The organism is Mycobacterium lehmannii, from assembly GCF_002245535.1.
Taxonomy (GTDB): Bacteria; Actinomycetota; Actinomycetes; order Mycobacteriales; family Mycobacteriaceae; genus Mycobacterium; species Mycobacterium lehmannii.
Genome location: NZ_NKCN01000019.1, coordinates 34,318 through 54,046 on the forward strand (window position 1 = coordinate 34,318; position 19,729 = coordinate 54,046).

The following is a 19,729-nucleotide window of genomic DNA, read 5'->3' on the forward strand; positions in this document are numbered from 1 at the left end:
GGTGACTTCCCAGATTCATGCTCGACATGCGCCCGTTACCGGGGCGATGGTTTTCTAACGATAGCGTGCAACCCGCTTATCAGCTGCGTCGAACGGAGCGTTGAGCCCGCCGTGAGCCAGAATGTGCGGGTGCGCAAGCTGCTGCTCGGGGTGTTGGCGACGGTGCTGGCGGTCGCCCTGTGCGCCGTCGGAGCCGATTTCGGCGCGGCGATCTACGCCGAATATCGGCTGGCCAGAAGCGTGCGCACCGCCGCTGACCTGCAACACGACCCGTCGGTGGCGATCCTCGGGTTCCCGTTCACCACCCAGGCGGCCGACCGTCACTACGACGAGGTCGAGATCAGGGCGAACGGCGTCGGCAACCGGGTGGTCGGCAAGGCGTCGTTGGAGGCGACGCTGCACGACATCGATCTGCCCGGCGATTCGTGGCTCGTCGAACCCGACGCCACGCTGCGGGTCGGCAAGGCCGAGAGCCGCATCATCATCGACTCGACGCATCTGGGCCGGTTCATGGACATCCCGGATCTGCTGGTCGAGGCGCCGACGGGAGAGAGCAACGACGCCACGGGCGGCACCACCGAATCGGGTATCTCCAGTAACAAGGGCGTGGTGTTCACGGGAACGCCGACGAAAGCCGACTTCCACGAGAGGGTGAGCATCGCAGTGGACCTCGAGGTCGCCGGCCCGGACCAGACGACGTTGGTGATGACGGCCACCGGCGTGCTGACCGGTCCCGGCACGGCCGATCAGGAGGTGCCCGACGACAAGGAGGACGCCGTGCTGGCCGCGTTCACCGCGAGCCTGCCCGGACAGAAGCTGCCGTTCGGGCTGGCGCCGACCGCGCAGGGTGCCCGAGGCTCCGACATCATCATCGAGGGCATCGCCGAGGGAGTATCCGTCGCGCTCACGGAGTTCCATCTGTCATGAGCTCTTCCTGGGTCTTGGCGATCACTGTGCTCATCGCGGCGCTCGGTGTCGCCTTCGTGATCGGGCGGCTGCTCACGCTTCGAGCGGGCTTGCGCGCGGCGAGCGAGGCCGCGGCCAACGTCGACACCAGCGATCTCGGCCTGTCGACGACCGGGCCGACCGTCGTGCACTTCTCCGCCGAGTGGTGCGGGCCGTGCGCCGCGGTGCGCAAGGTGGTCGACGAGGTCTGTGCGGAGCTACCCGCGGTCGCCCACCTCGAGATCGACATCGACGCCAACCCGGAGGCGGCGCGGCGTCTTTCGGTGCTCTCGCTTCCCACCACCATCCTGTTCGACAGGGACGGTCGGCCCCGTTATCGGACTCATGGTGTCCCCCAGGCCGCTGACCTGCGCTCGGCTCTGAAACCGCTGTTGGCTTGATCACCGTGTCGATTGGTAAGCTGTCCGGCGTGTCCGCCCGCCTCGAGCCGATGCTCACCAAGCGCCGCGCAGTCGATCTGTGCCGCGTTGCGGGTTCTTGCTGTTGTTGTTGCAGCTGCTGAGTAGCCGCGCCGTTCTTCGCGCCGCACTCGGGAGCGACCCCTGTGGTCCTTCCCAGCCCAGCCCAGCCCATGACCGCAACAGGAGCGCACGAATGCCAACGACAGATATGTCGACAACGCGAAGCCGGACACCTGACCAGGTGGACGTGCGCGGGCCGCGGTTCGCCGCGTGGCTCACGACCGTCGTGCTCGTGGCAACCCTGCTGCTGTGGCCGGTGAGCCCGGCGGCGTCGGCAATCGTGCTGGGCCTGCAAGCGGCCGTGTTCGCCCTCGGGGCATGGCGCGGGCCGCGTTCACATCCGTACGGCCTGATCTTCGCCCGGCTTATCGCCCCGCGGCTGGGGCCCGTCAGCGAGAAGGAGTCGGTGGCGCCGCTGAAGTTCGCGCAGTTCGTCGGGCTCGTCTTCGCGGTGGCCGGCGTCGCCGGGTTCGCGACCGGTTTCGGGCTGCTCGGTCTGATCGCCATCGGCCTCGCGCTGGTGGCGGTGTTCGTCAATGCGGCCTTCGGCATCTGCCTGGGCTGCCAGCTCTACCCGCTCGTCGCGCGCGTTCGAAGGAACACGAGCGCACCGTCACCCGCATAGAACTTCAAACCTGAAGCAACCGAAAGGATCTCCTCTATGGCACGCTCCGACGTCCTGGTCACGGCTGACTGGGCCGAGAGCAATCTCAACGCACCGAACATCGTGTTCGTCGAGGTCGACGAAGACACCAGCGCCTACGACGACGGCCACATCGAGGGCGCGGTCAAGATCGACTGGAAGACCGACCTCCAAGACCCGGTGCGCCGCGATTTCGTTGACCAGGAACAGTTTTCGAAGCTGCTGAGCGAGCGCGGCATCTCGAACGACGACACCGTGGTCCTGTACGGCGGCAACAACAACTGGTTCGCCGCGTACGCCTACTGGTACTTCAAGCTGTACGGGCACCAGGACGTCAAGCTGCTCGACGGCGGCCGCAAGAAGTGGGAGCTCGACGGACGTCCGCTGTCCACCGAGGTGGTCAAGCGACCCGCGACCAGCTATACGGCCAAGGCGCCCGACAACAGCATCCGGGCCTTCCGCGACGAGGTGATCGCGGCGATCGACAACAAGAACCTCGTCGACGTGCGCTCCCCCGACGAGTTCTCCGGCAAGATCCTGGCTCCTGCGCACCTGCCCCAGGAGCAGAGCCAGCGGCCCGGGCATATCCCCGGCGCCATCAACGTTCCGTGGAGCAAGGCGGCCAATGACGACGGCACCTTCAAATCCGATGAGGCGCTGGAGAAGCTGTACGCCGAGGCTGGGCTGGACGGTGAGAAGGAGACCATCGCTTACTGCCGAATCGGTGAGCGCTCGTCGCACACCTGGTTCGTGCTGCAGGAACTGCTCGGACACAAGAACGTCAAGAACTACGACGGCAGTTGGACCGAATACGGCTCCCTGGTGGGGGCCCCGATCGAGTTGGGAAATTGATATGTGCTCTGCCCCGAAACAAGGCCTGACATTGCCCGCCAGCGTCGACTTGGAGAAGGAGACGGTGATCACCGGCCGCGTCGTTGACGGGTCCGGACAGGCCGTCGGCGGTGCGTTCGTGCGCCTGCTGGACAGCTCTGACGAGTTCACCGCCGAGGTGGTTGCGTCGGCCACCGGTGACTTCCGGTTCTTCGCCGCGCCCGGCACGTGGACGCTGCGCGCACTGTCGAAGGTCGGCAACGGTGACGCCGTCGTCGCGCCCTCCGGCGCGGGCATCCACGAGGTCGACGTCAAGGTCGCCTGACGACGAGCGAGGCGAGGGACGAGCCGAGTAGGAGTCAGGCAATCGGGGTCGCCTGCGCGATTCAGCTCGAAACTGAACTTGTGTGCGATGATCCGCGCGGACTCGCACACAAGTTCAGTTTCGGCGCACGAGGCCATGCAGAGGCTGACGCACTCTGCCTTCGGCGGCCGACTAGACTCTTGCCCGTGGTGCTGTTCTTCGAACTTTTGCTCGTAGCCGCGACCCTGGTGATCACCTGGTTCGCGTTGTACGCGGTGTACCGGCTGATCACCGACGAGTCGTGACGTCCGGAGACGACGCAGTAGCGGCCGCCGCAGAACGAGCGAAAACGACCGCCGCGCGCAACATCCCGGCTTTCGGCGATCTTCCCGCACCTGCCGACACGGCCAATCTCCGCGAGGGCGCGAACCTCAACGACGCGCTGCTGGCGCTGCTGCCACTCGTCGGTGTCTGGCGCGGCGAAGGCGAGGGCCGCGGCGCCGACGGTGACTACCGGTTCGGCCAACAGATCGTGGCCTCCCACGACGGCGGCGACTACCTGATCTGGGAAGCGCGCTCGTGGCGGCTCAGCGAGTCCGGCGACTTCGAGGCGCACACGCTGCGCGAGTCCGGCTTCTGGCGTTTCGTCAACGACCCGGCCGACCCTTCTGAATCCCAGGCCATCGAACTGCTGCTGGCCCATTCCGCGGGCTATATCGAGTTGTTCTACGGCCGCCCTCTTTCCCAGTCGTCGTGGGAACTGGTCACCGATGCGTTGGCGCGCAGCAAGTCCGGGATGCTGGTCGGTGGCGCCAAACGGCTGTACGGCATCGTCGAGGGCGGTGATCTGGCCTACGTCGAGGAGCGTGTCGACGCCGACGGCGGCCTTGTCCCCCACCTATCGGCCCGGCTGTCGAGGTTCGCAGGCTGATGCGCGCGATCATGTTCGTCGCCGGCATCGCCGCGGCCGCAGCGCTGGCAGGTTGTGCGTCCGAACCACCGGACGAGCAGCAGCCCACCACCTCACAGGCCCCGGCCCAGACCACCACGTCCGAAGCCCCCGCCCAAACCACCGCGTCCCAGACCCCAGCCGGTCACGGTTCACTGGCGCAGTGTCTGAGCGACCACGGCGTACCCGCTGCGCCTGGACCTGCCGGCCCGCCACCCGGTGTCGACGCCGAGGCCTGGAACGAGGCCATGCAGGCGTGCGCCACGTTCGCGCCCGGGCCCGCCGGCTAAGCCAGTTGCGGGGCCTTACCCGCCTCGGCCAACCATTCACCGCGCAACTGCGCCAGCGTGCCGTCGTCGCGTAGCGAGTCCACGACCGAAGAGATGCAGGCGGTCAACCCGCTGCGTTTGGCGAGCACCAGGCCGAACTGCTCCGCGGCCTGGTCGCCTGCGGGCAGCTGGCCGACCATCATCCCGTCACGTAACTCGCCGACGATCGCGAACGCGGTCGGCAGATCGGCGATCAGCGCGTCGATCTCGCCGTCGGAGAGCGCCAGCTTCGCGTCGCCGTTGGTGTTGTACACCTCGACCGCGTCACGTTGGCCGACCGCCAGCGCGGCGGTGTGGCTGGTGCTGCCGACCTGGGCGCCCAGCCGCAGCTCTCTGAGGTCGCCGAGACTTTTCACGCCGGCCGCAGGCGAACCCTTGACGGTGACGACGGCTTGGTTCACGTCGAAGTACGGCGTCGAGAAGTCGACGGCGGCCCTGCGCTGTTCGGTGATGGAGAACTGGGTCAGGTTGGCGTCGAACGATTTCGCGCCCGCGGCGATGGCTTCTCCGAACGGCACCCGCACCCACCGCACGTCGGTGGCGGCGTATCCGAGCCGGTTCGCGATGGCGTACGCGAGCGCCGATTCGAAGCCTTCCCCGTTGGCCGGGTTGTCCCCCATGTACCACGGCGGGTACACCGGCCGATCGGTTCCGAAGGTGAAGATGCCCTTGTACAGGGTCGCCAGCTTGTCTTTGTGACAGTCCCGCGGGTCCGGCGAGCTGTAGGGCTCAGCGGTGGGCGCACAGGCCGTCACGGCCGCGAGGGCGGTCAGCAGCACGCCGAGCTTCTTGACGATGCGCATGGGCCGCATCATCGCCCGGCGCACGTCAGAACCGCGAGTCCAGGCGTGCAACGGTTCGCTACCGATTCGGCCATCAGATATGGGGCGGCCCCCGAGCCGTGTGTTCCTGGCGGACAAGACCGAGGGGCTCGGGGGCCGGGTGACTGCGGGGAATTCGCCAGCGCGCGCAGGACGCGAAGAGCCGTTAGCTCATTCCCCTGGCGCTGCTAGCTCGCAGCCACCTCACAAGTCCATAAGTCACTCAAAATTCCGGACCACCTCCTCTCCTGTGTACGAGCGACGCTACCCGCGCGCACAAGAGGCGACAACCGGATTACGGGCCATTCAGCGTTCAGCGATCGCACACGATCGCGGCGTCGACGAGTTCGGCGAACTCGGCCGCCAGCGGGCTTGGCGTCAGCGGCGTCCCGTCCAGGGTGTGCACCCGCGCGGTCAACGTGATGCTCGACACCAGCCAAACACCCTGTGCGGTATGCAGATCCGCTGGTCGCAGCAAGCGGTAGTCGCAGTCGTAACCCTTGTCACGGGCGACGTCGAACAGCGCCTGCTGCGTGGTGCCGCGCAGGATCGGGAACCACGGCGGTGGTGTGAACAACGCGATATCGCCCGCACCGGGCTCGGACTCCGCGGCGATCACGACCGTCGAGCGCGGACCCTCGAGGATGAATCCGTCGGTGCCGACGAAGATCACGTCGCCCGCGCCGCTGCGTTCGGCATGTCGCAACGCGGCCATGTTCACCACGTACGACAGCGTCTTGGCACCGGCGAGCAGCCACGGCATCTCATCCGCGCCGTCGGAGGCGAGTCCGCGCGCCAGCGTCAGCGCGGCAAGGCCGTCACGGCGCACATCGGTCACTCGCGCGGGTAACGACCCGACCGTCGCGAACGCCGTCGGGGGCGAACCGCCTTCCCGTCCCCTGCTGTACACCAACCGCAGCACGCCCTCCTCGCCCGTCTGCGACGTCCATTGGGCCACGGCGGCGGACACCGCGGAGCGCCAGCGCGGCAGGTCGGGGTCGGGCAGATCGATCATCCGCGCCGACTGGGTGAGCCGGGACAGGTGGGCTTCGAGCAGGCATGGCCGACCGTCGCGGATCAGCAGTGTCTCGAAGACGCCGTCGCCGCGCACTGCCGCGAGGTCGTCGGCGTGCAGCAGCGGCGCCGCGGGGTCGTGCAGTCGCCCGTCAAGGGTCACCACGACCCCGGGTTCGCCAGCCATGGGCCCACAGCGTAGCCGTGGGCCGTCGCGCGCCGAACGTAGAGTTGACCTGTGACAACTTCTGGACCCGCCGTCCCTGCTCCCGACACCGGACCCGATGCAGGCGCCGTATGGCATTACGGCGATCCGCTGGGTGAACAACGGGCCGCCGCCGACGCCGCCGTCGTGGTGGACCGCTCGAACCGCGCCGTGCTCACGCTCACGGGCGCTGACCGCAAGGCGTGGCTGCACAACCTCACCACCCAGCACGTCAGCGAGCTGGCCGACGGCGCGGTCACCGAGAATCTCAGCCTCGACGGGCAGGGCCGTGTCGAAGATCACTGGGTGCAGACCGAACTCGGCGACATCACCTATCTCGACACCGAACCGACGCGCGGCGAGCCGCTGCTGGGCTACCTGCGCAAGATGGTGTTCTGGTCCGACGTCGCCGTCGAAGCTGCCGATCTGGCGGTGTTGTCGCTGCTCGGCCCGCGATTGGGCGATGGTGGGGTGCTCGGCGCGCTGGGTGTCGATTCGCTTCCGGCGCAGCAGACGGCTGTCGCGCTCACCGAGGGCGGCTTTCTGCGTCGTCTCGGCGGTGACGGAGTCGAACTCGACCTGGTCGTCCCCCGTGACCAGGTGCAGCCGTGGCTGCGGCGGCTCACCGACGCCGGGGTCCGGCCCGCCGGGGTCTGGGCGTACGAGGCACACCGTGTCGCCGCGCTGCGGGCACGCCTGGGGGTGGACACCGATGAGCGCACGATCCCGCACGAGGTGGGCTGGATCGGCTCCGCCGTGCATTTGGACAAGGGCTGCTACCGCGGACAGGAGACGGTCGCGCGGGTGCACAACCTGGGTAAACCGCCCCGAATGCTGGTCCGGCTGCACCTCGACGGTTCCAGCGACCGACCGGCCACCGGCGACCCGGTGCTGGCCGGCGGCCGGACCGTCGGGCGTCTCGGCACCGTCGTCGACCACGTCGACGAGGGGCCGGTGGCGCTGGCGCTGCTCAAGCGCGGCCTGCCCGCGGACACCGAATTGACCGTCGACGGCGTGCCGGCCGTCATCGACGCGGACTCGCTTCCGCCACCCGACGTCGCAGGTGCCGGGCGGCGCGCGGTCGAGCAGCTGCGCGGCGGGGCGCGGCCGTGACGAGGCCCTGCCAGCGCCGCGAGGCCAAGCACGCTAAAGTGTTGGCAGGACGATAAAAAACAGATCAGATCGGAGCCGCCTACCAATTGGGCCGCTCCGTTATTGCGCGAGGGGGTCCCCCCATGGGCCGCGGCCGGGCGAAGGCAAAGCAGACCAAGGTTGCTCGTGAGCTTAAATACAGCTCACCACAGACCGACTTAAAGCGGCTTCAGCAAGAGCTGTCGGGCGCTTCCGAGAACGACCTGAACGGCACCGATCCGGTGGCCGACGAGTGGGTCGACGAGGACGACTGGCGTCGCTGACCCCTAAAAGCGCGGGTGCTGACCCACGAGTTCGGCTCGTGGGCCGTCCTTACCGCCCTTTTTGACCGTTCCCAGCGTCCAGCAGTTCAGGTGGCGCGCGGTCAGAATCGCCAGGGCGCGGTCGGTGTCTTCGGGCGCGACGATCGCGACCATGCCGACGCCCATGTTGAAGGTCCGCTCCATCTCGACGCGCTCGACCCGTCCGCGCTGCCCGATCATCGCGAACACCGGTGCCGGCGTCCACGTGCCACGGTCGATTTCGGCGACCAGACCGTGCGGGATCACGCGCTCGAGGTTGCCGGCCAACCCGCCGCCTGTGACATGGCAGAACGTGCGAACCTGGGTTTCGGCGGCCAGCGCCAGACAGTCCTTGGCATAGATCCGGGTCGGCTCCAGAAGCTCCTCGCCCAGAGTGCGGCCGAACTCTTCGACATGGCCTGCCAGGTTCATCCGGTCGATCTCGAGCAGCACCTTGCGCGCCAACGAGTATCCGTTTGAGTGCAAGCCCGTCGAGGCCATCGCGATCAGCACGTCGCCGGGCTTGACCCGGTCAGGGCCGAGCACGTCATCGGCCTCGACCACGCCCACCCCGGTCGCCGAGATGTCGTAATGGTCGGGCGCCATCAGACCGGGATGTTCGGCCGTCTCACCGCCGAGCAGTGCGCAACCGGCCTGCAGGCAGCCGTTGGCGATGCCTGCCACCAGTTCGCTGATCCGCTCGGGGACCGTGCGGCCCACCGCGATGTAGTCCTGTAGGAACAGCGGTTCGGCACCGCAGACGACCAGATCGTCGACGACCATCGCGACCAGGTCGATTCCGACGGTGTCGTGCTTGTCCATGGCCTGGGCCACCGCCAGCTTGGTGCCGACTCCGTCGGTGGAGGAGGCCAGCACCGGCTCCCGGTAGCCGCCGCGCAGCGCGAACAGTCCGGCAAAGCCGCCGATACCGCCGCGCACCTCGGGTCGGGTCGCTTTCTCGGCGAGCGGTTTGAGGAGTTCGACGGCGCGGTCACCGGCTTCGATGTCGACCCCGGCCGACGCGTAGGAGATGCCGGCAGGTTCGGCGCGTTCGGTCATCGCGGTAAAGGCTACCGGTGTTCGCCGCGCTGCGGTAACCGCCTACGGCCGTCCCCACTCCGGCCGAGATGCCGCGCGATTGCCCACGGTGTGCCAATCTGACCGCTCATGACAACAGTTCGCTGGTCGGCCTCTGCCCTGTGCGCGTCGGTGATGGTCGCCGTGGCGTTGTTCGGCCAGGCCGAAGCGGCCGCGACACCGTCGTCCGGCGTACAAGCCAGGACGCTCTCGGAGGCGACGGTCGACGGAATCGACTACGTCACCCGCGAGATCACCATCGCGCCCGGCGGCAGCACCGGTTGGCACTATCACGACGGCCGGGTGTACGGCGTGATCCGCGAGGGCACGCTCACCCACGACGCCGCGGCCAACTGCGCGCCCGACGGCGTCTATCCGCCGGGCGCACCGATCACGGAGGCCACCGGCCCTGGCAATGTGCACATCGGCCGCAACCTGGGCCCGGCGCCGCTGGTGATGTGGGTGCTTTACATCAAGCCCGCGGGCACACCGCTGTCGGTTGACATGCCCGATCCCGGTTGCGGGTTTGCCTGACGCCGAAACCGGCGATCCCGGCGAGGTGACTGACGACATCCGTTGCTTGGTGACCGGAGCGACCGGCTACATCGGTGGCCGGTTGGTGCCCGCGTTACTCGACCGCGGCCACACGGTACGTGCGCTGGCGCGCAACCCCGACAAACTCGACGCCGTGCCGTGGCGCGACCGGGTCGAGGTGGCGCGTGGGGACCTCGGGGACGTCGACTCGCTGCGAGAAGCGTTCGCCGGCAGCGACGTCGTCTACTACCTGGTGCATTCGATGGGCAGCTCGTCCGATTTCGTCGAGGAGGAGGCTCGCTCGGCCCGCAACGTCGTGGCCGCCGCCCGCGATGCGGGCGTCAAGCGACTGGTGTACCTGAGCGGACTGCACCCCGCGGGAGCCGACCTCTCCCCGCATCTACAGTCGCGGACCGACGTCGGCGAGATCCTACTCGAGTCCGGAATCGAGACCGTCGTCTTGCAGGCCGGCATCGTGATCGGTGCGGGTTCGGCGTCGTTCGAGATGATCCGCCACCTGACCAACCGGCTGCCGCTGATGACCACTCCGAAGTGGGTGCACAACAAGATCCAGCCCATCGCGATCGACGATGCGTTGCATTATCTGGCGGAGGCCGCCACGGCGCCGGTGCCCACGTCGCGCACGTGGGACATCGGCGGGCCCGACGTCTTCGAGTACGGCGAAGCGATGCAGGTGTACGCCGACGTATCGGGACGGCGACGCCGCGTGATGGTCGTATTGCCTTGGCTCACACCGACAATCGCGAGCTGGTGGATCGGGTTGGTGACCCCGCTCCCCGGCGGGCTGGCGCGGCCGCTTGTGGAGTCGCTGGAGTGTGACGCGGTGATGGCCGACCACGATATCGACGACATCATCGCGCCGCCCGAGGGTGGTCTCACCGGTTACCGGGAGGCGGTGGCCAAAGCCCTGGAGAGGGGACCGCTACCGACCGATCCGCACTGGGCGCACGTGGGGACGTAGTCACGGGCGACGGTTACAGACGGCAGCTACGGACGACGCAGCGCCGAGACGTTGTCGTTGCCGGGCTGCAGCGGGATACCGCTCTTGGCGGCGGTCGAAAGCATGTGTTCGATCACGTTCTTGCCCAACGCCGATTCGCCCGGCAACTCGATCGGGTACTTGCCGTCGAAGCATGCGCTGCACAACCGCGATGCGGGCTGCTCGGTGGCCGCGATCATGCCCTGCTTGGAGATGTAGCCGAGCGTGTCGGCGCCGATCGCGTGGCGCACCGCCTCGAGCATCTCGTTCTCGTCGTCGACGGCGTTGGCGATGAGCTCGGCCGGGGTGGCGAAATCGATGCCGTAGAAGCACGGCCACTTCACGGGCGGGGATGCAATGCGCACGTGCACCTCGACCGCCCCCGCCTCCCGCAGCATCCGGATCAGGGCGCGCTGGGTGTTGCCGCGGACGATCGAATCGTCGACGACGATCAGGCGCCGCCCGCGGATCACTTCCTTGAGCGGGTTGAGCTTGAGCCGGATGCCGAGTTGGCGGATGGTCTGGGACGGCTGGATGAAGGTGCGTCCGACATAGGCGTTCTTCATCAGGCCTTGGCCGTACGGGATTCCGGACTCCTGCGCATAGCCCACCGCGGCGGGTGTGCCCGACTCCGGCACGCCGATCACCAGGTCGGCCTCGACCGGCATCTCCCTGGCCAGCCGGCGCCCGATGTCGACGCGCGTCGCGTGCACCGATCGCCCGGCCAGCGTGCTGTCGGGCCGCGCGAGATAGACGTATTCGAAGACGCAGCCCTTGGGCTCCGGGCTGGCGAACCGGGTGGATCGCACCCCGTCGGCGTCGATCGCCAGCAGCTCGCCCGGTTCGATGTCGCGGACGAAGGAGGCGCCGACGATATCGAGCGCCGCGGTCTCCGACGCGACGACCCAGCCGCGGTCCAACCGCCCCAGCGCCAGCGGCCGCACTCCGTACGGGTCGCGGGCCGCATACAGGGTGTTCTCGTCCATCCACGTCAGACAGAACGCGCCGCGCACCGTGGGCAGCAGTTCGAGGGCGGCCTGCTCGAGCGTCGAATCGGCCGCACCGTGGGCCAGCAGGGCGCCGAGGATGTCGGAGTCGGTGGTCGCCACCGGAGCGCCCCTGGTGTCGAGCAGCCCGGCCTCACGGGCCCGGGCCGCCAACTCGGCGGCGTTCACGAGGTTGCCGTTGTGTCCCAGGGCCACGCCGGTACCGGCCGAGGTGTTCCGGAACACCGGCTGGGCGTTCTCCCACGTCGTCGACCCGGTGGTGGAATAGCGACAGTGCCCGATCGCGACGTGGCCCTCCATCGCGGCCAGCGTCTGCTCGTCGAACACCTGGCTCACCAGGCCCAGATCCTTGAAGACCAGCACCTGCGAGCCGTCGGCGACGGCGATGCCCGCCGCCTCCTGCCCGCGGTGCTGTAGGGCGTACAAGCCGTAGTACGTGAGCTTGGCGACCTCTTCACCCGGCGCCCAGACGCCGAATACGCCGCACTCTTCGCGGGGTTCGTTATCCGTATCCGTCTGCTCGCCGGTCACGATAGGGCTGCTCCGAGGGGAGGGTGGCTGATGCTACGAGTCTACGGGCATTCATGTACAGCTTGGCATCTGCGGGGCGTGTCGTGGGACACGTCCACGACGGCAGTCGATAGTCACCTTCCACGTCCGCGCCCACGCCTACCCCTGAACATCCGGGCCGACGACTGGTGGAAGAGACCGTGACCGCTTCTGCTTCGTGTACTTCGGGTCGGTCGGCACGTGTCCGGGGTGGACGCGGGCTTGCACCTCGACTCGGGCAGCGGCGACCAAGCGGCCATCTGGGTACTGCTGTACCGCGGGCTTGTCGTCTCCGTCGTCGCCACGGTGGGTCGTATGGCGGCGGACCCGCCAAGCACGACGCGTACGGTAACACCGCATAGACAGCGAGTTGGTCTCGGCGCCTGCGCTTTTCGACGACACAGCGGGCGCGCTCGAGTGCCCGGCCCGGCCACACGAACGGTCGAGCGGCTCACCCGCTGTGCACCCGCGGCTTCAGCTGGGTTCAGGACTATCCGTACTTCCAGTGACCGTCGCCGGTCAGAGTCGCAGTATCGGTAGCCAGTCGGCGATCTCAGCTGCGCGTGAGCCCGACATGACCAGCGTGCCGTCTGCTACGGCGTCGGCCATGGTGGCCAGGCCGGTCGCCAACAGCAGCCACGTTCGCGGATCGGTTTCGACCACGTTGGGCGGATTACCGCGCCGGTGCGACGGGCCTTCGATGCACTGCACCGCGACGAACGGTGGCACGCGAACCTCGACGCTGGAACCCGGCGCCGACGCCGCGAGCGTGCGCGCCGTCAACCGGACCGCCTCGCCGAGTTGGGTGCGCGACGGTGCCGCCTGCGAGTCATCGCGCAGCCAGTCGGCGAGCGCTTCCACCGCGGCGCGGGTCTTCGCCGGATCGGCTGTATGACGGGCGGCCATAACCTACTGTCTCAAAGTGTTTGTCGACCGTCACAAGCCGCCGTACAAGGTGGCCGGTGCGGTGCTGTTGATCGTCGCGACCGTTGCGGCGAGCCTGCTCTACCTCCAGTTCCGCGGCGACCTGAGCCGCAAGGCGCAGCTGACCGTGCTGTCGCCGCGCGCGGGTCTGGTGGTCGAACGGGGAGCCAAGGTGACCTACAACGGAGTCGAGATCGGCCGGGTCAGCGCTATCTTGCATGTCGACAATGCCGCCGGGAGGCCGGCGGAGTTGTCGTTGAACGTCAATCCGCGCTATCTGGAACGCATTCCGGCGAACGTGACCGCCGAGATTCGCGCCACCACCGTGTTCGGCAACAAGTACATCTCGCTGGAGTCTCCCGACGATGCTTCGGCACAACATATCTCGGCCGGGGCTGTGATCGAGGCATCCGCGGTGACGACCGAGTTCAACACCGTCTTCGAGACGGTCATCGCGCTCGCCGAGAAGGTCGACCCGATCAAGCTGAACCAGACGTTGGCGGCGACGGCCGAAGCGCTCAGCGGCCTCGGCGGCAGCGGTTTCGGCGACTCGCTGGTGAACGGCGACCGGATCCTCGACGACCTCAACGCGCGGATGCCGGCCATCCGCACCGACACCCGCCTGCTGGCCGATCTCGTCGAGGTCTACGCCGACGCGTCGGTGGATCTCTGGGACGGATTGCGGGACGCCGCGGACTCCGCCCGCACGTTCAACGAGCACCGCACCGACATCGACACCGCCCTGATGGCCGCGCTCGGCTTCGCCGACGTGGCGGCCGACACCATCGAACGCGGCGGCCCCTATCTCGTGCGCGGCGCCGCCGACCTGGTGCCGACGGCCCAGCTGTTCGACCACCACAGCCCCGCAATCGTGTGCACCATCCGTAAGTACGCCGAAGTGCAGCCCAGAGTGGCGAAGACGTTGGGCGGGAACGGATATTCGCTGACAGGCGGCGGCGGCATCCTGGCCGGCGCAGGCAACCCGTACATCTACCCGGACAACCTGCCGCGGGTCAACGCGAGGGGCGGGCCGGAAGGCCGTCCGGGCTGCTGGCAGGACATCACCCGCGACCTGTATCCCACGCCGTACCTGGTGATGGACACCGGCGCCAGCATCGCCCCGTACAACCACCTCGAGCTCGGCCAGCCGATGTTCATCGAGTACGTGTGGGGACGCCAGATCGGCGAGCTGACCATCAATCCCTGAGTGCCTCAGTCGGGCAAACCGAACAGTTTCACCACGCCGTGGTCGCGCCCGGCGGTGTAACCGCCGTCGACCGCGATCGCCTGACCGGTGACGAATGATGCATCGGGTGAGACGAGAAACGCTGCGACCGAAGCGATCTCGTCGGGTCTACCGCGCCTCTGCAACGCATGCTCTTCGGTGATGGACTGCAGCGGGCCCTCCATACCCTCCAGTCCCATCACGCTTTCCAGCATCGGGGTGTCGATGAAACCGGGGCAGATGGCGTTGGCGCGGATACCGCTGGGGCCGTAGTCGAGTGCGACGTTCTTGGTCAGGATCACGACACCCCCTTTGGCGGCGTTGTAGCTGCTGCCACCTGCCGTGCCCTCCAACCCTTCGACGCTGGCCAGCGTGACGATCGACCCGCGCTCACCGTCTACCCGCGGTTGTTCGATCATCTTCGCCAGGGCGGCCTTGACCACCAGGAACGTCCCGGTGAGGTTGACCGCGATGACGCGGTCCCACTCGGTGCGGTCGAGCAGGTGTACCGGCCCGCCGCCTGCCACCCCCGCGGCGTGCACGACACCGTCGAGGCGACCACTCACCGCGGCGAAGACGGAGGCGACCGCGGTCTCATCGGTGACGTCGGCGACGACGAACTCGAAACCGTCGCCCGGGTTCTCACGTGGCTCGACCACGTCCGCGCCGATCACGGTGCCGCCCTCGGCGAGCAGGCGCCTCGCGGTGGCCAGACCGATACCCGATGCCGCACCGGTCACGACGAAGGTGCGGCGACGGGCTCGCCCTGCTGTGCTCATGACCGTGACTCTATGCGCCGCTGCACGGCCAGCGCCGCCAATGCCCCGGCTTCGTTGGCGGCCAGATGGGCCAGCATCGGCGCCACGACGCTGCCCGACCGCGCATGCAACCACCCGAAGAACCAGCCCGCGACGCCGGTGAACAGGACGGTGCCCAGCACCGGGTTGCGCGTGATGCGGGCGTCCATGATGTGCCAGAGACCGAACGCCGCCGCCTGCAGTAGGCGCCCGCCGGCAGGCCGGAACGCGGTCTCGGCGGTGTTGCCCAACGTGGCTCGGTAGGCTACCTCCTCGGGCCAGACGGTGCCGATCGGGATCTCGAGCGCCATCCACCGCACGGGATGGCCGGGCAGTTCTCGGGCGGCCATTGCGCGCCGCACCGACGGGATCGCGGTGCCGACGGTGACTCCCAACGCGATCGGCGCGGCGGCGGCCGATCCGTAGCGCAGGCCCGACCACAGCGCCGGTGGGCGCAACCCGAGCGGAGGACGCGCGAGCGCGTAGACGCCTGCGCCCAACGCGGCATTCCACATCGGGTGGAACCGCACCCGAGGCGCGATGAAGCTCCATCCCACCAGCGCGACCGCAACGGCAACAGCCCGAAACTTTCCCGCTCCCATCAGTATTCGGGTCCATCTTCGGATTCGGTCTTGCTCAGGGCGGTGCGAATCCGTTCGGTGTCCTCGGGAGTCCACCCTGGCGGCGGCGCGACCGCGGCCCACCCGTCGAGCACCAGATCACCGTAGTTGTGGCCGTGGCCCCCAGGCACCGAACTCGCATTCGTCATATCGGCGGCGACCTGTCCGAAGGTGACGATCGGATACCACCGCATCGATGCGGTGCGGTCGATGCCGGGCGGTTCGCGCAACCAGTCCGGCCGGGTGAACAGAAGGTCGGTCGACCACCACACGATCGGATCGGAGGGGTGCTGCAGGAACAACACGCGCGTGCCCTCCCACGGCGTGGCGGCCACCTTCGCGATCTGCGCGGGATCGGTGGCCTGCGAGAAGCGCACGGTGCGGCCGTTGTCGTAGCGAGGCTCGACTTCGGGGGTGCGGGGATCACGCCGCGCGGTGATTGCGCTCCACAGCGGGCTCGCGTTCGGCGGGCCCACCCACAGCACCGACGAGAAGCCCATCCGTGAGATGTCGGGCAGCCAGTCGAACGCGCCCTGGCCGGCCATCGAACCGAGGCTCTCCCCGTAGAGCACGAGCTTGGGTCGCCGGTCCTGCGGAAGTTGTTCCCAGCGTTGATGAATGGCGTCGATCATCATGCGCCCGGAGTTCATCGACTTCTGCTGGTCGCCGAGGAAGGAGATCCAGCTCGGCAGGAAGGAGTACTGCGAACCCACCAGAGCGGTGTCGCCGTTGTACATCATTTCCAGCGATCGCGCCGCCACGGGGTTGATCCAGCCGGTACCGGTGGTGGGGACGATCACCAGCAGCTCGCGTTCGAACGCGCCGGTGCGCTCGAGTTCGCTGAGCAACACCGCCATCCGCTGCTCGTCGGTGTCGGCGGTCTGCAGGCCGACATACACGCGGATGGGCTCCTTGGCGGGTGTGCCGTTCAGCTCGGTGAGCTCCTCGGCGTCCGGCCCTGTCGCCACGAAGTTGCGGCCCTGATACCCCAGGGTGTCCCAGGCCGCGAATGACTCTGGGCTGCCCGACTTCTCGGGTTCGAGCGGTTGCACGACGCCTGCCCTGGTCGTGGTGTTCTGCGGCTGGAACACGCGGTTGGCGCCGGCGAGGAATCCGCGAACCAGCACACCGTTGATCAGCATGATGGTGAGCACCACGACGATCGCGGTGCCGATGAACAACGCCACTTCGTCGTGTAGGCGCCACCGGCGGATGAAGAAGCGGGCCATCGTCTTGATCACGTCGAGCAGCACGCGGGTGGTGGCCACACACGACGCGCCGACAAGCGCCGCGAGCACCAGCGTGCGCAGATATCCGAAGGTCGTGGGGCCTTCCATGCCCATCACCGCCGACACCTGCCGCTGCCATGCGGCGGCCGGGATGACCATGAGGATGCTGGCCCCGAGCGCCAGCACGACCGTGGCACTCTTGGCCACCCAAAGCACCCGCTTCGGCGGGGGCCACCAGCTGACGCGTCGTAACACGAACCGGCGCAGCATCTTTGCGATGAAGACGCCAATGCCGTAGCCGATGGCGGCGTTGATGCCGCCGATCAGGCCCGCGAACAGCCAGTCCCGGGGTAACAGTGAAGGGGTCAGCGAGAGGCAGAAGAACAGTGCGCTGAACGCGATTCCGATGAAGTCGAGGCGGAGCAGGCGCCACGCCCAGACGTATATGGGGTGTTGTTGTCGGGTGGTCTCCCTCACCCGAACAACCTGGGCAGCACGCTCTCCGACGTGCTGCGCAGGTCCTCCAGAGTGACGGTGAACAAGCCCTGAACCTCGATCGCCTCGCTGGCCTGGTCCACCACGCCGATGCGCGTGGCCGGCAGTCCGCGAGCCTCGCACATCGCGCGGAAGCGACTCTCCTCGGTGCGCGGCACTGCGACGAGGACGCGTCCCGCCGATTCGGAGAACAACGCGACGAATGGGTCCGCGCTCTCGGGAAGAACGATGCGGCAACCGGTTTCGCCGCGGAGCGCGGACTCTACGACGGCCTGGATCAGGCCGCCCTCGGACAGGTCGTGCGCCGCGGAGACCAGGCCGTCGCGCGACGCGGCCGTAAGCACCTCGGCGAGCAGTTTCTCGCGCGCGAGGTCCACCCTCGGCGGCAGCCCGCCCAGGTGATCGGCGGTGACCTGCGCCCAGATCGATCCGTCGAACTCGTCGCGGGTGTCGCCCAGGAGCATCAACGTCTCGCCGGGTTCATCGCCGAAGCCGGTCGGAATGCGACGTTTGACGTCGTCGATCACCCCGAGCACACCGACCACCGGGGTGGGCAGGACCGCGGTGGTGCCGGTCTGGTTGTAGAAGCTCACGTTGCCGCCGGTCACCGGAATCCCCAGCGCCGCAGCGCCGTCGGCCAACCCGCGCACGGCCTGGCTGAACTGCCACATGACGCCGGGATCCTCCGGTGAGCCGAAGTTCAGGCAGTTGGTCACCGCGACCGGTGTCGCGCCGGTGACCGCGACGTTGCGGTAGGCCTCGGCCAGCGCCAGCTGCGCGCCGGTGTAGGGGTCGAGCGCGGTGTAGCGACCCGACGCGTCGGTCGAGATCGCGATGCCGCGGCCCGTGGTCTCGTCGACACGCAGCAGGCCGCCGTCGGCGTCTTCGGCCAGCACGGTGTTGCCCCGCACGTAGCGGTCGTACTGCTCGGTGATGAACGCGCGGCTGCACAGGTGTGGACTGCCAACCAGCGAAAGCAGAGTCGCCTTGAGCTCCTCACCCGTCGACGGCCGCGGCAGCTTGGCGGTGGTGTCGGCGTTGAGCGCGTCCTGTGTCTCGGGCCGCTGCACCGGCCGCTCGTAGACCGGGCCCTCGTGCGCGACGGTGCGCGGCGGTACGTCGACGACAGTCTCGCCGTGCCAGGTGATCTGCAGGCGATCGCCGTCGGTGACCTCGCCGATGACTGTGGCCAGCACCTCCCACTTACGGCAGACAGCCATGAACTTCTCGACGTTCTCGGGCGTGACGACAGCGCACATGCGCTCCTGCGACTCGCTCGACAGGATCTCGGCGGGCGTCATGTTCGCCGCGCGCAAGGGCACCGCATCCAGCTCGATGCGCATACCACCGTCGCCGGCCGATGCGAGTTCAGATGTGGCGCAGGAGAGTCCGGCTCCACCGAGGTCCTGGATGCCGACCACGAGACCGCCTGCGTACAGCTCGAGACAGCACTCGATGAGCACCTTCTCCATGAACGGGTCGCCCACCTGGACACTGGGCAGCTTCTTTCGTCCCGCAGCACCGCTCTCGTCGCCGCCGAACGTCTCTGACGCCAGCACGCTCACACCGCCGATGCCGTCGAGGCCGGTGCGGGCACCGAACAGGATGATCTTGTTGCCGGTGCCGGACGCGAACGCCAGGTGCAGGTCCTCCTTGCGCAGCACCCCCACACACAGCGCGTTGACCAACGGGTTGCCGCCGTAGGACGCGTCGAACACGGTCTCGCCGCCGATGTTGGGCAGTCCCAACGAGTTGCCGTAGCCGCCGATTCCGCGTACCACCCCGTCGACGACGCGGCGGGTGTCGGGTGCGTCGGGCGCACCGAAGCGCAACTGGTCCATCACCGCGACCGGGCGCGCGCCCATGGCCATGATGTCGCGGACGATGCCGCCGACGCCGGTGGCGGCGCCCTGGTAGGGCTCGATGTAGGACGGGTGGTTGTGTGACTCGACCTTGAAGGTGGCGGCCCAGCCGTCACCAATGTCGACGACGCCGGCGTTCTCGCCGATGCCGGCCAGCATTGTCTTGCGCATGTCGTCGGTGGTGGTCTCGCCGAAGTAGCGCAGGTGCACCTTCGACGACTTGTACGAACAGTGTTCGCTCCACATCACCGAGTACATCGCCAGTTCGGCGTCGGTCGGCCTGCGGCCCAAGATTTCGCGGATCCGCTGATACTCGTCGTCTTTGAGGCCGAGTTCGCGGAAGGGCTGGGGATGGTCGGGGGTGGCGGCGGCTCTGTCGACGGTGTCTACAGTGTTCAAGGCATGGGTTAGCTCCGACGTCACGAGGCCATTCTAGGTTGTCCGCCGTCTCAGG

At 68.0% G+C, this 19,729-nt stretch carries 22 protein-coding genes; 13 read left to right on the plus strand and 9 right to left on the minus strand.

Annotation, left to right across the window (positions count from 1 at the left end; all coding sequences use genetic code 11):
• Positions 1-111: 111 nt before the first annotated feature.
• The 8 genes from lmeA to CEX87_RS19540 all read left to right on the plus strand — a co-directional run bounded on the left by lmeA (position 112) and on the right by CEX87_RS19540 (position 4,444).
• Positions 112-927, plus strand: a complete 816-nt coding sequence (gene lmeA, locus CEX87_RS19505) for a mannan chain length control protein LmeA (RefSeq protein ID WP_233151448.1) — start codon at positions 112-114, stop codon at positions 925-927.
• Positions 924-1,346, plus strand: coding sequence for a thioredoxin family protein (locus CEX87_RS19510; RefSeq protein ID WP_094288738.1), 423 nt, complete (start codon positions 924-926; stop codon positions 1,344-1,346). The genes lmeA and CEX87_RS19510 overlap by 4 nt, the downstream gene beginning before the upstream one ends.
• A gap of 29 nt (positions 1,347-1,375) precedes the next feature.
• On the plus strand, positions 1,376-1,468 hold the full coding sequence (locus CEX87_RS27995) for an Ms5788A family Cys-rich leader peptide (protein WP_353612127.1): 93 nt from the start codon (positions 1,376-1,378) through the stop codon (positions 1,466-1,468).
• A gap of 92 nt (positions 1,469-1,560) precedes the next feature.
• The gene (locus tag CEX87_RS19515) at positions 1,561-2,052 is read left to right on the plus strand and encodes a DUF4395 domain-containing protein (RefSeq protein ID WP_064397559.1); all 492 of its coding nucleotides are present in this window, start codon (positions 1,561-1,563) and stop codon (positions 2,050-2,052) included.
• Positions 2,053-2,088: 36 nt separating this feature from the next.
• Positions 2,089-2,922 carry a sulfurtransferase gene (locus CEX87_RS19520; RefSeq protein WP_064397561.1) on the plus strand — a complete coding sequence of 278 codons (834 nt, stop codon included), beginning with the start codon at positions 2,089-2,091 and terminating at the stop codon, positions 2,920-2,922.
• A 1-nt stretch (position 2,923) separates the two neighbouring features.
• On the plus strand, positions 2,924-3,226 hold the full coding sequence (locus tag CEX87_RS19525) for a DUF1416 domain-containing protein (protein ID WP_059098314.1): 303 nt from the start codon (positions 2,924-2,926) through the stop codon (positions 3,224-3,226).
• Between the two features lie 280 nt (positions 3,227-3,506).
• Entirely contained in the window at positions 3,507-4,136 is a 630-nt protein-coding gene (locus CEX87_RS19535; protein WP_064395230.1) for a heme-binding beta-barrel domain-containing protein, read from the plus strand.
• On the plus strand, positions 4,136-4,444 hold the full coding sequence (locus CEX87_RS19540; RefSeq protein WP_064417924.1) for a hypothetical protein: 309 nt from the start codon (positions 4,136-4,138) through the stop codon (positions 4,442-4,444). The genes CEX87_RS19535 and CEX87_RS19540 overlap by 1 nt, the downstream gene beginning before the upstream one ends.
• Here the strand turns inward: CEX87_RS19540 and CEX87_RS19545 are convergent.
• A complete protein-coding gene (locus tag CEX87_RS19545) occupies positions 4,441-5,286 on the minus strand; it encodes an ABC transporter substrate-binding protein (protein WP_094288804.1) in 846 nt (281 codons plus the stop codon). The two genes, CEX87_RS19540 and CEX87_RS19545, sit on opposite strands and share 4 nt — an antisense overlap.
• A gap of 331 nt (positions 5,287-5,617) precedes the next feature.
• On the minus strand, positions 5,618-6,505 hold the full coding sequence (locus CEX87_RS19550; RefSeq protein WP_094288742.1) for an aminodeoxychorismate lyase: 888 nt from the start codon (positions 6,503-6,505) through the stop codon (positions 5,618-5,620).
• A gap of 51 nt (positions 6,506-6,556) precedes the next feature.
• Between CEX87_RS19550 and ygfZ the strand changes: the two genes are divergently transcribed.
• Together ygfZ and CEX87_RS19560 are read left to right on the plus strand one after the other, a co-directional pair.
• Positions 6,557-7,636: a CAF17-like 4Fe-4S cluster assembly/insertion protein YgfZ gene (ygfZ, locus tag CEX87_RS19555; protein WP_064395226.1), complete on the plus strand. Its 1,080-nt coding sequence runs from the start codon at positions 6,557-6,559 to the stop codon at positions 7,634-7,636.
• Between the two features lie 122 nt (positions 7,637-7,758).
• Positions 7,759-7,938 (plus strand): DUF3073 domain-containing protein, encoded by a 180-nt coding sequence (locus CEX87_RS19560; protein WP_064395225.1) that lies wholly within the window; start codon positions 7,759-7,761, stop codon positions 7,936-7,938.
• A gap of 3 nt (positions 7,939-7,941) precedes the next feature.
• On the opposite strand, the gene purM is transcribed toward CEX87_RS19560, so the two are convergent.
• Complete coding sequence (gene purM, locus CEX87_RS19565) at positions 7,942-9,015, minus strand: phosphoribosylformylglycinamidine cyclo-ligase (RefSeq protein ID WP_064348066.1); 1,074 nt, start codon at positions 9,013-9,015, stop codon at positions 7,942-7,944.
• Between the two features lie 108 nt (positions 9,016-9,123).
• Here purM and CEX87_RS19570 point away from each other — a divergent pair, with 108 nt between their 5' ends.
• Positions 9,124-9,567 (plus strand): cupin domain-containing protein, encoded by a 444-nt coding sequence (locus CEX87_RS19570; protein ID WP_064395224.1) that lies wholly within the window; start codon positions 9,124-9,126, stop codon positions 9,565-9,567.
• Positions 9,568-9,592: 25 nt separating this feature from the next.
• Positions 9,593-10,549, plus strand: a complete 957-nt coding sequence (locus CEX87_RS19575; protein ID WP_094288806.1) for an NAD(P)H-binding protein — start codon at positions 9,593-9,595, stop codon at positions 10,547-10,549.
• Between the two features lie 26 nt (positions 10,550-10,575).
• Here the strand turns inward: CEX87_RS19575 and purF are convergent, their stop codons facing one another.
• Positions 10,576-12,105, minus strand: a complete 1,530-nt coding sequence (purF, locus tag CEX87_RS19580) for an amidophosphoribosyltransferase (protein WP_064417921.1) — start codon at positions 12,103-12,105, stop codon at positions 10,576-10,578.
• A gap of 537 nt (positions 12,106-12,642) precedes the next feature.
• Complete coding sequence (locus CEX87_RS19585; protein ID WP_094288744.1) at positions 12,643-13,029, minus strand: sterol carrier family protein; 387 nt, start codon at positions 13,027-13,029, stop codon at positions 12,643-12,645.
• 16 nt (positions 13,030-13,045) lie between these two features.
• Between CEX87_RS19585 and CEX87_RS19590 the strand changes: the two genes are divergently transcribed.
• The gene (locus CEX87_RS19590; RefSeq protein ID WP_094288746.1) at positions 13,046-14,254 is read left to right on the plus strand and encodes an MCE family protein; all 1,209 of its coding nucleotides are present in this window, start codon (positions 13,046-13,048) and stop codon (positions 14,252-14,254) included.
• A gap of 5 nt (positions 14,255-14,259) precedes the next feature.
• On the opposite strand, the gene CEX87_RS19595 is transcribed toward CEX87_RS19590, so the two are convergent.
• Genes CEX87_RS19595 through purL form a run of 4 tightly spaced genes read right to left on the minus strand, consistent with a single transcriptional unit; the run spans position 14,260 to position 19,674 of the window.
• Positions 14,260-15,051, minus strand: coding sequence for an SDR family NAD(P)-dependent oxidoreductase (locus CEX87_RS19595; protein ID WP_064424985.1), 792 nt, complete (start codon positions 15,049-15,051; stop codon positions 14,260-14,262).
• Complete coding sequence (locus CEX87_RS19600) at positions 15,048-15,671, minus strand: Rv0804 family intramembrane glutamic endopeptidase (protein ID WP_094288748.1); 624 nt, start codon at positions 15,669-15,671, stop codon at positions 15,048-15,050. The genes CEX87_RS19595 and CEX87_RS19600 overlap by 4 nt, the downstream gene beginning before the upstream one ends.
• A complete protein-coding gene (locus CEX87_RS19605; RefSeq protein WP_198957261.1) occupies positions 15,671-17,395 on the minus strand; it encodes an alpha/beta hydrolase in 1,725 nt (574 codons plus the stop codon). Before CEX87_RS19605 ends, CEX87_RS19600 begins: the two co-directional genes overlap by 1 nt.
• Complete coding sequence (gene purL, locus CEX87_RS19610; protein WP_198957264.1) at positions 17,392-19,674, minus strand: phosphoribosylformylglycinamidine synthase subunit PurL; 2,283 nt, start codon at positions 19,672-19,674, stop codon at positions 17,392-17,394. The genes CEX87_RS19605 and purL overlap by 4 nt, the downstream gene beginning before the upstream one ends.
• Between the last annotated feature and the right edge of the window lie 55 nt (positions 19,675-19,729).